Origin of the sequence: Nocardia sp. JMUB6875, assembly GCF_041154655.1 — a bacterium.
In the GTDB taxonomy this organism is placed as follows: Bacteria; Actinomycetota; Actinomycetes; order Mycobacteriales; family Mycobacteriaceae; genus Nocardia.
Genome location: NZ_BAAFGR010000183.1, coordinates 1 through 13,728, shown reverse-complemented (window position 1 = coordinate 13,728; position 13,728 = coordinate 1). Strand labels below are relative to the sequence as shown.

The 13,728-nt window shown below is 68.2% G+C and carries 6 protein-coding genes and 1 pseudogene; 3 read left to right on the top strand and 4 right to left on the bottom strand.

All coding sequences use genetic code 11. The features are described from left to right. The 4 genes and pseudogenes from ACAM49_RS33190 to eccA all read right to left on the bottom strand — a co-directional run. Nucleotides 1-854: pseudogene (locus ACAM49_RS33190) on the bottom strand (hypothetical protein); the annotation flags it as partial. Between the two features lie 7 nt (nt 855-861). Beyond that, nucleotides 862-2,100 carry a hypothetical protein gene (locus tag ACAM49_RS33185; protein WP_369639501.1) on the bottom strand — a complete coding sequence of 413 codons (1,239 nt, stop codon included), beginning with the start codon at nt 2,098-2,100 and terminating at the stop codon, nt 862-864. A gap of 44 nt (nt 2,101-2,144) precedes the next feature. Next, nucleotides 2,145-3,872, bottom strand: coding sequence for a type VII secretion protein EccE (gene eccE, locus ACAM49_RS33180; protein ID WP_369639500.1), 1,728 nt, complete (start codon nt 3,870-3,872; stop codon nt 2,145-2,147). Between the two features lie 633 nt (nt 3,873-4,505). After that, a complete protein-coding gene (eccA, locus tag ACAM49_RS33175; protein ID WP_369639499.1) occupies nt 4,506-6,341 on the bottom strand; it encodes a type VII secretion AAA-ATPase EccA in 1,836 nt (611 codons plus the stop codon). Nucleotides 6,342-6,549: 208 nt separating this feature from the next. Between eccA and eccD the strand changes: the two genes are divergently transcribed. Genes eccD through eccCa form a run of 3 tightly spaced genes read left to right on the top strand, consistent with a single transcriptional unit; the run spans nt 6,550 to nt 13,526 of the window. Beyond that, a complete protein-coding gene (gene eccD / locus ACAM49_RS33170) occupies nt 6,550-7,971 on the top strand; it encodes a type VII secretion integral membrane protein EccD (RefSeq protein WP_369639498.1) in 1,422 nt (473 codons plus the stop codon). Then, nucleotides 7,968-9,482, top strand: coding sequence for a type VII secretion-associated serine protease mycosin (mycP, locus tag ACAM49_RS33165; protein WP_369639497.1), 1,515 nt, complete (start codon nt 7,968-7,970; stop codon nt 9,480-9,482). The genes eccD and mycP overlap by 4 nt, the downstream gene beginning before the upstream one ends. Before the next feature lie 21 nt (nt 9,483-9,503). Further along, nucleotides 9,504-13,526: a type VII secretion protein EccCa gene (gene eccCa / locus ACAM49_RS33160; protein ID WP_369639496.1), complete on the top strand. Its 4,023-nt coding sequence runs from the start codon at nt 9,504-9,506 to the stop codon at nt 13,524-13,526. The last annotated feature ends 202 nt before the right edge of the window (nt 13,527-13,728 follow it).

Here is a 13,728-nt window from a genome sequence, read left to right as displayed (position 1 = left end):
GTGCGGCGGAGCATGGCGTCCGGGTCGTACTTCAGGCGGAAGATCTCGCGGGGCGACAGGGCCGGGGCCTGGTCGAGGAGGGGGAGTTGGGCCGCCAGCACCTGGTCGGCGAGGGTGCGCAGGCCGTCGAGCTCCGGTTTGGGTTGGGCCACATAGACGTTCACGAGGTAGTGGCCGCGTGCCATGGTGGCGGCCAGGGACGCGATGCCGGGCCGCCAGTGGGCCTTGGCGCTCGGCTGCTTGTCGAGGGTGACGGGGACGTTCTGGTCGGCGGCGACGGCGAAGTCGGCGGCCTCCAGTTGGTCCGCGGCCGCTTGCGCCCGCTGCTCGTCGGGGAATTGCAGGACCGTGACGTTGAAGGAGGTGGCGTCCGGATTTCCGGTCGCGCCCGCGAAGGGATTGAAGTTGGCCGAAAGGTCTCCGCCGGACTTGGCCAGCTCGTGGGTGCTGGCCGCGGACGAGAAGCCGAACATCATGCCGTTGCTCTCCAGCACGGGCTGGACGGCACCGGCCAGGACCATCGAATACTTCGCGGTCCCGGTCGAAAGCAGCGACAGCGACAGGACATTGTGGCCGAACTTCGGATCGACATCGGTCCCGACGACGACATTGTCGGCCAGTCGCGCCAGGGCGAGGGCCTTGCCGTCCTCCGATCCGTAGAAGCCCGTCGAGCGGACGTCGAGTGGATCGGTGGGGTAGTTGCCGACGGCCAGCTTCCGGACGTCGACCTCGCCGGGAGTCGCGGTACCCGGGGTGCCGGAGCCGCAGCCGACCAGGAACGCGGCGGTCAGTCCGAGCGTGAGGGCGCCGAAAACCGTTCCGGCGGTGGAACGGTGAGCATGGAGGAGCTTCACGATTCCCCTACTTGTCGTTGGCGAGGATGGCGTACTGCGCGGACACCCGCTGGTACACGTCCTGCAGCTGTTGTGACCACACCGCGGCGACGTACCGGCCGAAGGTGACATAGCAGTTGAAGGGGAACTCGGACTTGCGTGGGCCGTGGTACTTCACGCAGCGCGCGTTCGGCAGACCCGGCGGGGAGTCGATCCTGTGCTGGAATTTGTCGACGAACGCCGTGTCGAAATAGGTCTGCGCGGCCGCGGTGTCACGCGTCCGGATCAGTTCTCCCGCACCGAAACCCACGAGATCTACGCCGGTCTGTTCGAAGAGCGCGCGACTCTTGGCCGGGTCGTCCCGCTTGTGTAGCGCGCCGTGTCGATCGAGGGTGCCGTTGAAGGCGTTGGCGGTTCGGTCACCGTCCGGGCGGGCGAGAGTGAGCCGGAGGATGCCGTCGGGGTCGAGTGGCAGCCCGGCGAGCTTGTCGGGAGCCGTCGCCTGGAAGGTCTTCAGCCGGTCGGCAGTCACCTCGATCGCCTTGTCGGCCAACGCTATCGGCGCGGGCTCGGGAGGCACGTTCCAGTAGCTCTGCAGGTAGGAGTTCTCCGAATTGTGGATCAGGGTGACGATGACGAAACGCCCCGTCGGGTACCAAGACGCCAGGTTCTGCTTCTTCGGATTCCACAACATCTGCGCGCCCGGATACGTGTTCGACTGCACCGGAACGACTTCGGCGCGTTCCTCATCCTTCAGATCGAAGCCGGTGCGGGCCAGTGCGGCGGCGGCATTCGTCGCGGCGGTATCGCTGTCGAAGATCATGATCGCGTCGTCGAGCGAACGGCGACCCGCTTCCGCCGGAGACTGTGCGGCGGTGGCGAAACCGGACAGGAAACCCGGTGTGTCCTCGTCGAAGTGATCGACATTGAGATAGCCGGAGAACGAATTCTTCTTCAGGAAGACATGGGGGACATCGGTATTCGTCGTCAACTCGGGATCGATCTCGGAGGCCAGCGGCATGATGTTCCCGAGCCGGAGCGCCTCGATCACCCGCGCCCGCGCCGCCGGATCGGGAGTGGTGGGATCCGTCGGCTTCGTCGCGTAGTTGCCGGTGTCGAGTTTGGTCAGGTCGGCTGTCTTGTCCTCGGCCCCACTGGATTCCGACCCGCACCCGGCGCTCGCGAGTACCGAGACCGCCAGCGCGGCGGCCGCCGCAGCACGCAGCCGGATGCGGGTCGACCGTAGTCGGCCGGTACCGAAACCCATGTCGTGCGTTTCCCCCTCGTCGATCGGCTCCGGGCCGAATTCGATCAGCGCCGCGCCCCGGCCCCGGTCAGGTAGTGCTGTTCGGCCGGGGTCGTGACCATCTGCGCGGTCGTCATGGTGGCGGGCGTGTGGACGGTGATGGTGTGAGGTGCGTCCGGATGCTGGACGATGGTGACATCCGCGTCGGGCTGGTAATCCTCGGAGATCGCGCCGTGGATGGTGACCACGGTGGCCGAGCCCGGGGGAGCGCTGGCGGGGACGCCGTCGAAGACGATGACCGTGGCCGCCGGATTGGCCAATCGGCCCGTCACCGCGGTGCCGCGCGAGCTGTGGGTCACCGAGGACGCCAGCGAAAGCGCGTTCGGAGCAGCCACATTCGCCACCATGGCCTGCCAGGCGCCCGGGCGGGCGGTATGGACCACCGCGCCCGCGCCGAGGGCGATGGCACGCAGGATGACCTGCTGGGCCAGCGGCAGACTCGCGATGATGTCGATGCGGCGGGAGCCGTCGCCGATGAGCGGGACGGCGATACCGCTGCCGGTGGCGTCCGCGCCGATGAGCTGGCCGCAGCCCGCGGTCGGCATCGCGATATCGGTGAGGACGTCGACCGGACCGCGGTAACCGCTGGGGCGAACCTCCTGGGTGCCGTAGGACAGGATGTCCATGAGCGCCCAAAGCTGGCGGCGCGGCAGCTCTTTCAGGCCCGCAACCGGGGGTTCGCCGTGCTCGTAAGGCGTGTCGTAGCGGACGCGAGCGTCCACCTCGATGATGCTGGCGGGCTGGCCGGGCTTGGCGTTCGGCTCGGGGACCGGCTGCAGGCGCACGGTCACCGTGGTGGCGAGGCTGCGCACCGACCAGATCTTGGCCAGGCCATCGGAATTGAAGAGCTGGGGATCGATCTGGTAGCTGGTGAGGTAGACCCCGTTGTGCTCCAGATTGTCCGGGTGCTCGGTGAGTTCGGCGACCGGGATGCCGCGGGTGAGCTCGCGCAGCGCGGTCGTCATCTCCGAGTTGGTGAGCACGGACGCCGTAATGCCATGTCCGGCCAGGCGATTCGCGACCCGGCGGGTGGCGACCAGGGCCGAGCGCAGCGCGCCCTCCGGACCGCCGCCGCGATTGTCGACCGCCTTGGCATTGCCGAGCGGGTTCAGCCGCAGCACCAGCCACATGGTGCGGTGCGCGATGGCGGGCAGTGGGCCGAGGATCTCGTCGTAGAGGCGGCCCAGCGGCGCGATGCTGGCCGCGTAACCGGAGATGACGGCTTCGGGGCTGGCGGTGCGGGTGCCGGTGCTGATGACGTCGATCGAATGCAGCTCGACATCGTATTGCCGCAGGCAGGCGGCGATCTCGTGGAGCGGCAACAGCTGATCGGTACTCAGCGAGCCGCGCCGCAGCAGGGTCAGGGTGTCCGGCGGCGGATCGATGCGCAGCATGGTTGTCAACAGCGTGCCGTCCCAGCGCAATCCGCAACTGCCGCCCTCGGGCATCGGAACGTCGACCGCGGCGTTCTCGTCGAAGTTCTTGCGCTGCGCCCGCTTCCACCGATACGCGACCCAGCGGCCCAACCGCATGCCGACCGGTACCCCGGCCACCGGGGCCAGCCCGATCAGCACGGGCACCAGTCCGGCGATCAATGCCGCCCACCAAGGCGTCTGCAACGCGACCGCGACCAGCGACGCCACGACGCCGACCAACGCCACCGGAATCACCAGCGACAGCGGAAGATTCCGCAACAACCACAAATCATCGGACCGCAGCTCGGCCGAAACCACTTTGGCAGCCTGCGAATCCGCGGAAGGCTGAGCATGCCGCCCCCGAGCCGACGGCTCCGGCTGCGCCGGGGGCCGCTCCTCGGCCGGTCGCGGCTGCGGCGGCGCGGGTCGCGGCGGCGCGGCTACGCTCGAGCCACCCGCAGCGTTCGAACCACCCGGCGCGAAGCCATCGAACCCGCCGTGCCCGAAGTCGCCTCTCTCACCGCGGGATTGGTCACCCGGCCGGGCACTGCCGAAGCCGGGTCCACCGGTTCCATAGCGGTCAGGCTCGCCCCGCCCGTAGGGGTTCCGCTCGCCCTGCGGACGGTCGCCGGGGCTGTTCGGCCCGCGCCCAACCGGTCCGTTCGGTGCGAAGTCGCCGCGCCCACCGCTGCCAGGACCGTTCGGAGTGGGTCCACCGGGGCCGAAACCCTGCTGGCCCCGGCCATATTCACGCGGGTCGCGCTGGGGGTTGGCATCAGGTGTGTTCGGCGCGAAGTTGCCCCGCCCGCCTTGGGGAGTGCCGCCCGGCGGGCGATGGTGCTGCCCGTCTCCGGGGTACCCCCCATCCCCGCCGTAGGGGTTCCCACCATTTCCGCCCGGCTGATAGCCGCCCGCTCCCCGCGGAAAGTCGTTCACAGTTCAGTACGCCCCTCAGTCGGCGGCCGACGACAAGTTCAGCGAGGCGAGCAGGGTGCTCAGCGCGGCCTTCATGTCGGGACCTTCGATCCGCATCAGCACCGACTCGTCGACGGCGCTCAGATCGATGGATTCGTCATTGGCCAACCGGAATTCACGCTCTTCCTCGGCGGCCTCGATCAGGTTGCGGATGAAACGGCCGTTGCCGGCCAGGTCGACACCGCGGCGGGGCTGCCCGCTCTGGTCGGTGCTCTCCATGTCGTAGAGCCGGGCGCAGGTCGCGACCAGCGCCTCCAGCGCGTCCTCGGACAGTTCCGAATCACGCTTGGAGGCGACGACCTGACCGATCGCGCCGAGCTCCTCCGCGGTGTAGGACGGGAATTGCAGCCGCTTGGCGAAACGCGAGGCCAGACCGTCATTGGAGGCCAGGAAGCGGTCGATCTCGCCGTCGTATCCGGCGATGATCACCACCAGCCGGTCGCGGTCGTTCTCCATGCGCGCCAGCAGCGTGTCGACGGCCTCGCGGCCGAACGCGTCACCGCCCGAAAGACCCTGCTGGATCAGGGTGTACGCCTCGTCGATGAACAGCACGCCGTCCATGGCGGTGTCGATCAGGGCGTCGGTCTTGATTGCGGTCGAGCCCAGGTGCTGGCCGACGAAGTCGGAGCGCTTGGTCTCGACCACCTTGTCGGTCTTGAGAATGCCCAGGCCGCAATAGATCTTGGCGACCACGCGCGCGATGGTGGTCTTACCGGTTCCGGGCGGGCCGGTGAAGGCCAGATGCTGACCGCGCGCCGAGCTCGAAAGCCCCTTCTCCGCACGGATCTTCGCCAGCTGCGCACTCGACTGCAGCTTGGCGACCTGCGTCTTCACCGCCGCCAGACCGATCTGCCGGTCCAGTTCGGCCCGGGCCTGCGCCAGGATCTCCTTGGCGCGGTCCTCGTGCTCGGCGGCCTGCTTCTCCTCTAGCGAAGGCGCCGAGGCCGGATCCCACTTGTCGGTGCGGGCCTCGATCACCTCCCGGCTGGTGAGGGTGATCCGGTAGGTGCGGTCGCGCATGGCCGCGGCGTTCGCCTCGAAATCCGGTGCCTGCGAATACACCTTCTCGAACAGCGACTGCGCCTCATCGGCCTGACCCTGTTCGCGCAGGCACAGGCCGCGGCAGAACATGGCGGCGGTGCGCGCGGCCGGGATCGGGCCCGCCTCCGCGGCCTCCATGCGACGGATCGCCTCGGCGAACAGACCCAGCTGCGCACAGGCTGTGCCGACCATCACATGCGCGCCCGCGGCCAGATACGGGTCTTCCCAGGCGTCGGAGCCGTTGAGCACGGCCATCACATCCGGCCAGCGCTGGGTGTTGTAGTGCAGGATGCCGCGCACGTATTTGGCGATGCGGCCGTCGATCTCGAAATCCGGGTCCGAAGCCCGCGCGCGGCGGTGCTTTTCGAGCTCGTCGAGCACCTGCTCGGCCTCGTCGAAGGACTTCTCGGCGATCAGATGCGCGGCCCAGGCGAGGTGGATCTCGGTGAAACCGGCCAGCGGATAGTCGATGTAGAGGCCCGGCAGAAAACGTCCGGCAAGCTGCCGCGGCTGCAGCCCCAACCGGCGCTGTTCGCGTCCCAGCGAGACCGTGCTGCACTTGTACAGGTTGCTCAGAACATCCGTGGTGATCTCACCGGCGGCGGCCCGGCCCAGCCAGGCGTCGGCCATGGTGGGATCCCATTCGGTGGCGCGCTGAAAGGCCAGTTTCGCGTAGTCGAGATCCCGGTTCGACTCCTGGCCCTCGATGCTCAACCCCAAAGACAGCACACCGGCGTCGAAGGCGCGCTGGGCCTGGCGAGTGTCGATCATCCTAGTCGAACCCCGAATTCGTCGAACCTGGTTGGTCTTTCGTTCACAATCCCCACCCACACGGTGCGATCGCACAGCTGCGGACAGTCGGATACATTATGGTTAACCGCCCTGGGCGGGCAACTGTTGAAGCGACAGGGGAGCAGTTCAGCAAGTGACAGCACAGTCGATCAGTGGCCCGCGCGCCGCTGAACCCGAATTGTGTCGCGTGTCCGTCATCGGGGGGAACACCCAGCTCGACGTCGGCCTACCGGCAAACGTGCCGATCGCCGCGTTCATCGGTGATCTGGTGCGGCTCATCGAATCCCGCAATCCCGATCCCATCGGCGGTGAAGAGGGCGGAACGCCCTTGCAATCGCAGCATTGGACACTGGCCAAATTGGGCCGCGACATGATCGCGCCGAGTCAGACGCTCAATGACGCCGAGATCTACGACGGCGAATTGCTGGTGCTGCGGGCGGTTTCCGCCAAGGAAGCGCCCGCGCTGTTCGACGACGTGATCGACGCTGTGTCGAGGCTCACGGCCGAGGAGTTCCGCAGCTGGTCGCCGAGCGCGGCCCGCTGGACCGGACTCGTGGCCGGGGTGGCCGCGGTGGCGTTCGCGATTGTGCTGGGGCTGATCTCGCGTTCCGGCGGCGACCGGTTCGTCGCGCCGCCGCTGCTGCTGGGCGGGGCCATCGCGGCGCTGGTCGCCGGGGCGATCGCCATGCGCAAGTACGCCGATGAGCTGACCGCGACCGTTTTGACGCTGTGCATGCTGCTGCTGACCTTCGGCGGTGCGGCGCTGCTGGTGCCGGGATCGATCGGCAGTCCGCATCTGATGATGGGCGCGGCGGCGACATTGCTGCTGGCCATCGTCGGCTATCGGATCATCGGGGCCGGTGCGGCCGTGGTGTCCGCGGTGGTCACGCTGCTGCTGTTGGCCGGGGTCGGCGCGGCCGTCCGGATGGTCTGGGATACGGGCATTCCCAAGATCGCCTCGGGCGTGATGGTCGTGTCGATCATCGTGCTGTCGATGGTGCCTCGCCTGGCCGCCATGCTGGCCCGGCTGCCCGTGCCGCCGGTGCCGACCGCGGGCGCGGCCATCGATCCGGCCGACCACGAACCGCGGCCCACGATCGAGGGCATCGGCGCGATCGGTGCGACCGTGCTGCCGTCCGCGCACGGGCTCGGGCTGCGCGCCCGCACCGCGAATCAGTTCCAGACCGGCATCGTGATGGGTGCGGCGATCGGCGCGTCCGCCGGTGCGCTGGGCACCGCCGATCCACTGCACTCCGATCGCTGGCAGGGCATCGCGCTGGCCGTGGTCGTCTCGATCATTCTGTGCCTGCGCGGACGCGCGTTCGCCGATCTCACCCAGGCGGCCACGCTGATCGTCAGCGGCTGCGTCACTTTCATCGCGCTGGCGGTGGGGCTGGCGCTCGGTGACGACGGCATGCTGCTCGTCTCGGCCGGGCTGCTGCTGGTATTCGCGGTGGGGGCCATCGGATTCGGCGTCATCGGACCTCATGTCGAGGTCACACCGGTTACCCGGCGCTTCAACGAGATCTTCGAATACGGCCTGATCTGCTCGATCGTCCCGTTGGTGCTGTGGGTCATGGACGTCTACTCGACGGCTCGGAACATATGAGTCGGCGTCCTGGAAACTGGGCGCGAACACTGTGTGCGGCTGCGGTTCTCGGTGGCGCGCTGCTGGGACCGCAGGCCTCCGCGGGAGCCGCACCGGCGGCGCTGGGCAAGACGGTCGAACCGCCGTCCTCCGATTTCGGTACGCAGGAGGCGCGCGATCGCCTGCGGGACGCGCAGGACAAGGCCGGTAAGCCCGCACCCCTGGTGACGACCGAGAAGAAGGTCGAATGCGGCAACCAGTGGTACCTGAAGAACAAGGTCGTGCCGCGCGATGAGTCGGTCGCGCAGAAGGTGCTGGATCTGCCCGCGGCCTGGCAGGCCAATCCCGGATTCGGGAATCGCGGTGCGGGACAGACCATCGCGGTGATCGATACCGGTGTGGCGCCCAATCCGCGGCTGGATGTGGTGCCCGGCGGCGATTTCGTCTCCGGCAGTGACGGCACCGAGGATTGCGACGGTCACGGGACCGCGGTGGCGGGCATCATCGCCGCGAAGCCCAGTCCCGACGACGGGCTGGTGGGTGTCGCGCCGGACGCGCAGATCCTGGCCATTCGGCAGTTCAGCGATCACTATCAGGCCAAGGACCAGAGCGGCGGCGACAAGCCACCGGGGACCATGAGCGCGCAGGGGTACGGGCCGAGCCTGACCCTGGCCGCGGCGGTGGTGCACGCCGTCGACATGGGGGCCAAGACCATCAATATCTCCGAAGCCGCTTGCACGGCAGCCGATTCGCCGACCGGTGACGAGGCGCTCGGGGCCGCGGTGCACTACGCCTACGACCACCAGGTGGTCGTGGTCGTCGCCGCGGGCAATCTGGATTCGACCTCGGGTTGCGGGACCCAGAACGGCGTTTACAGCAATAACGAGACCGGCTGGAAGAGCGTGAAGACGATCTCCAGTCCGGCCTGGTTCGACAAGTACACGCTGTCGGTGGGGTGGATCGCGCCCGACGGCAACCCGTCCGGCAATACGCTCTACGGTCCGTGGGTGGGTGTCGCGGCGATCGGCCAGGATCTGGTCTCGCTGGACAGCAAGTCCCCGGGCGCGCTGATCAACGCGACCGGCGTCGACAACAACGGAAAGGTCATCGGCCTCAACGGAACCAGCTTCGCGGCGCCGCAGGTGGCCGGGCTGGCGGCGCTGCTGCGGGCCAAGTACCCGGACTGGACGGCGCGGCAGATCATGAACCAGATCATCCTGACCGCGCATCAGCCCGGGAACGGGCGCGATGATCGCGTGGGCGCGGGCATGATCGATCCGGTGGCGGCGCTGACCGCGCGGTTCCCGGACGAGGTGCTGAACTCCGAGGATCCGGTGCTGCCGATCCATGTCGGAGCCGATAAGCCGCAAGCTTTCCCGACACCAGAGAAGCCCATCGGCCCACCGCGCTTGCCGCGGCTGGTGGCCACCGTCGGCACCATTGTCTGCCTGTCCGCGCTGGGAATCGGTCTCGCCGTGTCGATTCCGTTCCGGCGACGTCGACGCGACGACGAACTGCCCGACCTCGATTAGAGACGACCGGAGAAATACCTGATGGCAACCGAAGGTTTCGTGCGTCGCCCGCGTATCGCCCCGCCGCGTGCGCCGGGCGGTGAGATGGCGCTGACGGCGCCGCCGGAGATTCCGCGCCCCGTGCCCGCGCCGCTGATGAGCAAGCTGATGCCGGTGGTCATGGTGGTCGCCATGATCGGCATGCTCGCCATGATGTCGCTGATGGGCCGCTCCATGCTGTCCAACCCGTACATGATGATGATGCCGATGATGATGATCATGTCGATGGCCGGCATGCTCATGGGTCAGCGCGGCTCGTCCAAGAGCTCCGCGGAACTGAACGAGGAACGCAAGGACTACTTCCGCTACCTCGACCAGACGCGGCGCGAGGTGCGGCGCACCGGGCAGAAGCAGCTGGAGACGCTGATCTGGAGTCATCCGGAGCCGTCGGATCTGCCGTCCATCGTGGGCACGCGGCGCATGTGGGAGCGGCGGCCCAATGATCCGGACTTCGGGCATGTGCGGGTCGGGATCGGCACGCACCGGCTCGCCGCCAAGCTGGCGCGGCCGGAGACCGGTCCGCTCGAGGATCTGGAGCCGGTGTCCACCGTCGCGTTGCGGCGTTTCGTGCGAACGCATTCCGTGGTGCACCACCTGCCGACCGCGGTGTCGTTGCGTGCCTTCCCGGCCATCAATATCGAGGGACCGGCCGAGGACACGCGCGGGCTGGTGTGGTCGATGCTGATGGAGCTCACCGCGTTTCACGGACCTGACCACGTCGCGGTCGCCATCGTCACCGCCGAACCCGACTGCGAGGCCTGGGCGTGGGCGAAATGGCTGCCGCACGTGCAGCACGCCACCGAACGCGACGGCATGGGCGCGGCGCGCATGATCTACGGCTCGCTCGGCGAGCTGGAGACGGCGCTGGCCGACGACCTGCTCGAGCGCGGGCGGTTCATGCGCAATCCGCAGCCGACCGCGGGGCGGCTGCACCTGGTCGTGGTCATCGACGACGGATACGTCAGCGGCAGTGAGCGTTTGATCAGCGAATCCGGTCTGGACGCGGTCACCGTCATCGACGTGAGCTCCGCCGAGAACAGCCTGGCCGCGCGGCGCGGGCTGCAGCTGGTCGCCGCCGGGGGCGAGGTGTTCGCCAAGAGCGCGGCGGGCACCGAGAAGTTCGCCAATGCCGACAGCGTGACCCTGCCCGAGGTGGAGGCGTTCGCGCGCAGCCTGGCGCGGTACCGGATCGCCACCGCGGCGCAGATCGTGAGCCTGGGCGACAACACCTCCGCGGCCGACCCGGGTCTGATGAGCCTGCTCAAGATTCCGGACGCCGCGCAGATCGATCCGGCCAAGGTGTGGCGCACCCGCGCCGGGCGCGAGCGGCTGCGAGTGCCGATCGGCATCACCCCGGACGGAACGCCGGTCGAGATCGACATCAAGGAATCGGCCGAGAACGGTATGGGCCCGCACGGCCTGTGCATCGGCGCCACCGGCTCGGGTAAGTCGGAATTCCTTCGCACGCTGATTCTTTCGATGGTCACCACGCACTCGCCGGATCAGCTCAATCTGATCCTGGTCGACTTCAAGGGTGGCGCGACCTTCCTCGGCATGGATCCGCTGCCGCACGTGGCGGCGGTCATCACCAACCTGGAAGAGGAGCTCGAGCTCGTCGACCGTATGCGCGACGCGCTCGCCGGTGAGATGAACCGGCGGCAGGAACTGCTGCGCTCGGCGGGCAACTTCGCCAACGTCGTCGAGTACGAGAAGGCGCGCGCGGCCGGCGTGCCGCTGGATCCGCTGCCCGCGCTGTTCGTGGTCATCGACGAGTTCTCCGAATTGCTCTCGCAGAAGCCGGATTTCGCGGATCTGTTCGTGATGATCGGCCGACTGGGCCGATCGCTGCACGTCCACCTGCTGCTCGCCTCGCAGCGGCTGGAGGAGAACAAGATGCGCGGGCTCGACTCGCACCTGTCGTATCGGATCGGTCTGCGGACGTTCTCCGCCAACGAATCCCGCGCGGTGCTGGGTATCACCGACGCCTACCACCTGCCCGGTATCCCGGGCTCGGGTTATCTGAAGAGCGACGCCTCGGATCCGTTGCGGTTCAACGCGACCTACGTGTCCGGGCCCTATGTCGCGCCGCGCGCGGCCCGGCAGGCCGCGGACGGTACGACCGTCGTCGAAGCGCCGCCGCGCGAGTTCACCGCCGGGCAGGTCGAGATTCTCGAGCAGCCCGAACCCGAGACGCCGTTCGATCCGCTGGATCTGCTGCCGCCCCCGCCGCCCGCCGCGGACGAGGGGCTGCCCGACAGCCTGCTGCAGACCGTCGTGAAACGCCTGACCGGGCACGGCCGTCCGGCGCACGAGGTGTGGCTGCCGCCGCTCGCGGAATCGCCGACCGTGGACATGCTGCTGCCGGATCCGGACTGGCGCTCGCCGGTCAACCGGCACGGGCAGCTGTGGATGCCGATCGGCATCATCGACAAGCCGTACGAGCAGCGTCGTGACGTGCTGACCATCAATCTGGCCGGCGCGCAGGGCAATGTGGCGGTGGTCGGCGGTCCGCAGTCGGGTAAGTCGACCACGCTGCGCACCATCATCATGTCGGCGGCGGCCACCCACACGCCCGAGCAGGTGCAGTTCTACTGCCTCGACTTCGGTGGCGGTTCCATGGCCGGTCTGGTCGGGCTGCCGCACGTGGGTTCGGTTGCGGGCAAGATGGATTCGGACCGGGTGCGGCGCACCATCGCCGAGCTCACCACCCTGCTGCGCGAGCGCGAGGAGCGGTTCGCGGCCCAGGGCATCGAATCCATGGCCGAGTTCCGGCGGCGCAAGCACGACGCCATGGCCGCGGGGCAGGCCGACCATCCGGTGCTGGCCGACCGATTCGGCGACGTGTTCCTGGTCATCGACAACTGGCAGGTGGTGCGCGAGGAGTTCGACAGCCTGGAGCCGCAGGTCGGACAGCTTGCCGCACAGGGTCTTTCGTACGGCATCCACGTCATCCTGGGCGCCAACCGGTGGGGTGAGATCCGCGCCTCGGTGAAGGACATGATCGGTACCCGCATCGAGCTGCGGCTGGGCGACCCTTCGGATTCCGAGATGGGCCGACGCGTCGCGGTCAACGTGCCGTTGAACCGGCCCGGCCGCGGTCTCACCGCCGACCAGCTGCACATGCTGATCGCCATGCCGCGCCTGGACTCCGACACCAACGCGCAGAACCTGGCCGAGGGTGTGGCCGCCGCGCGCACCGAGATGCAGGCCATCTGGGGCGAGCGGCGCGCACCCGAGGTGCGCACGCTGCCCGGCAGCGTTCCGCGCGAGCACGTGCTGGACCTGCTCCGCCGCGACGGCATTCAGCAGAGCCCGACCAAGGTGGCCATCGGCATCGGCGAATCCGAACTCCAGCCGATCGTCCTGGACTTCGCCGCCGACCCGCACTTCATGGTCTTCTCCGAGGTCGAGTCCGGCAAAACGACGGTGCTGCGCAACATCATTCGCGGCATCGCGGAAAGCTCCAACGCCGACACCGCCCGCGTCATCCTCATCGACTACCGCCGCACCCTGCTGGGCGTCCTGGAAGGCGACCAGCTCGCCGGCTACTCCACGTCGTCCCAGACCTGCGGCGGCATGATCAAGGAAGTAGTCAACTACCTCTCCAAGCGCATCCCCGGCTCCGACATCACCCCCCAGCAGTTGCGTGACCGCGACTGGTGGACCGGCCCTGAAATCTACGTCGTAGTCGACGACTACGACATGGTCGTAGCAGGTGGAAACCCCTTGGGCGCCTTGGTAGAACTCCTCCCACAAGCCCGAGACATCGGCCTCCACGTCATCATCTCCCGCAACATGGGCGGCATCTCCCGAGCCCTCTACGACCAGGTCCTGGGTTCCATGAAGAACCTCTCCGTCCCGGCCCTCTTGATGAGCGGCTCCCGAGACGAGGGCAAACTCATCGGCGACATCCGCCCGATGCGCCTCCCACCCGGCCGAGGCATCCTCTGGTCCCGCTCCCGCGGCGACGAAATGATCCAAATCGCCGACCTCCCCGCCCTGTAACCCAGTGCGCGCCTAGAGCGCGACAGCATCCGGCCCCCACGACCCGAGCACACCACGGCTCAGGTGGTGGGGGCCGGTCCCGGTTCGACGATGCCCTGGCGGGTGCGGAGGAAGGGGTGCTGCGTGATCTGCCACGTGGTGGTGGGCGTGGGATTCGGTGTGAAACGGGTGGATTCGCCCGCCGTGAGGGTGAGGGCCGGGC